The organism is Bacillus sp. JJ1474 (assembly GCF_036965225.1).
Lineage (GTDB): Bacteria > Bacillota > Bacilli > Bacillales > Cytobacillaceae > Cytobacillus.
Map to the genome: position 1 here is coordinate 1 of NZ_JBALPC010000237.1, position 1,633 is coordinate 1,633.

The 1,633-nt window shown below is 38.7% G+C and carries 1 protein-coding gene; it reads right to left on the reverse strand.

Going from position 1 to position 1,633, the window contains the following annotated elements:
- Window positions 1–138: 138 nt before the first annotated feature.
- Window positions 139–1,377 carry an IS110 family transposase gene (locus V7164_RS23210; RefSeq protein ID WP_335347358.1) on the reverse strand — a complete coding sequence of 413 codons (1,239 nt, stop codon included), beginning with the start codon at window positions 1,375–1,377 and terminating at the stop codon, window positions 139–141.
- Window positions 1,378–1,633: the final 256 nt, after the last annotated feature.

Sequence of the window (1,633 nt, forward strand, 5' to 3'; positions counted from 1 at the left end):
CTAAACCAGCTAATAGTTTGTCAACATTTTTCAATAAAAAGTTTAATAACCCCATGATATACTAAAAATGTTCATGCTAAATAACCTTCCGTTATACTCGTTTTGGAAGGTTTTGTTGTATTTAGTTAGATATAGTTTTTAATCTATATTTAGGAAAGTAGATTTGCTTTTTAGTAAGGCGTAAATCCAATGTAAGAGCTTATTTACACAGGCAATGATCGCTACTCTGAAGGGTTTTCCTTCTTCTCGCTTCTTGTCGTAAAACTCTCGTAGTCTTCTATTGCGTGGAATAATCTCATCAGTCGTTTTCTTTTTACGTGCATCTCGAATCCCACTTTGAACAGCCATATACAGGGCATGACGAAGTCTACATGAGCCACGTTTGGTAATTCGATTTACGGATGCAGTAAACTTTCCAGAAGAGTAGACACTAGGATCTATTCCAGCGAATGCAACTAACTTTTTGGCACCATTAAACCGATCTATCTCTCCAATTTCGGAAATAATCGTTGCAGCGATTTTTTCTCCAATTCCAGGGATAGATTGAAGGATCTCATATTCTTCAATTTCCTTAGCGAGAGCATCTATTTCATTCGCAATTTTGGATAGATGTTCTTGGTATTGAAGAACAATCTTAACTAAGATCTCAAGGTTAAAGATATGACTTTGGTAGAGGTTGTTTTGAAAAGGATTACGCAGGGCTGCTTCGCGCAACTTCTGTGCCCTTTCCTTTGCCCAAGTCTCCGAACGACTTTTACATAATGAAGCTATCCTATTTGTAATTTCTTTTTCACTTACACTTAATACTGCCTCAGAAGTAGGAAAGGCTAGTAAAGTAAGCAACGAAACCTTTGAATAGAGGCTTCCAAATACACCTCGGTACTCAGGAAATACCTGGTCGATTAAAGAGTGTAACTGTAACTTTGTTTTCGCTGATATTTCTGCAATATTCTCTTGTTGCCTTGTTAGATTACGAAGGTTCAAGAGTTGAATTCCACGCTTCTTGTATGGTTCTAACTCCTCTTTATAATAGAGTTCGCAAAGGTGATAAGCATCGATTGCATCTGTTTTAACCTTTCGTAGGCTTGAGCTCTTAGCTCTGTGTGAGATAAGAGGATTAACGATAATATAAACATATTTTTGTTCCTCTAAAAACTGAATAACGGGAGTATGATAGTGCCCAGTTGATTCTAAAACGACCGAAGGTTGATGACCACCTGCGGAACTCTCAACTTCTTGAAGGTACTCTAATAAATTCCCCAAACCCTCAAGATCGTGTTTAATACTGAAGCTCTTACGGTATGGTTTGCCTTTATCTAAAAATGCTTGTACCTGACTTTCCCCTTTTGAAACATCCAGACCAATGACTGGATTCATACTGTATCTCCTCCAAGTAATGCAATATTAGTCGGTATCCCCTAGGGCTTCTTGTAATGTCATAGGTTCGCTTGTTAAACGGGATCGTTGTCCCAACCAGCCTGAAACATGTTTATACAAGTAGGGGGTGAACAGTTTAGCTGACGGGATTAAATCCCACGGGGGCGACGTTCTACCCCGACTACCGTAATCATATGACCATATAGAAAAAGGTCAACCAGAAAAATCTGGCTAACCTTATATTACGAACGGGGGC

What these genes read in the sequence shown, in the direction of transcription:
- V7164_RS23210 (WP_335347358.1), bottom strand. Translation starts at nt 1,377, where the DNA reads ATGAATCCAGTCATTGGTCTGGATGTTTCAAAAGGGGAAAGTCAGGTA.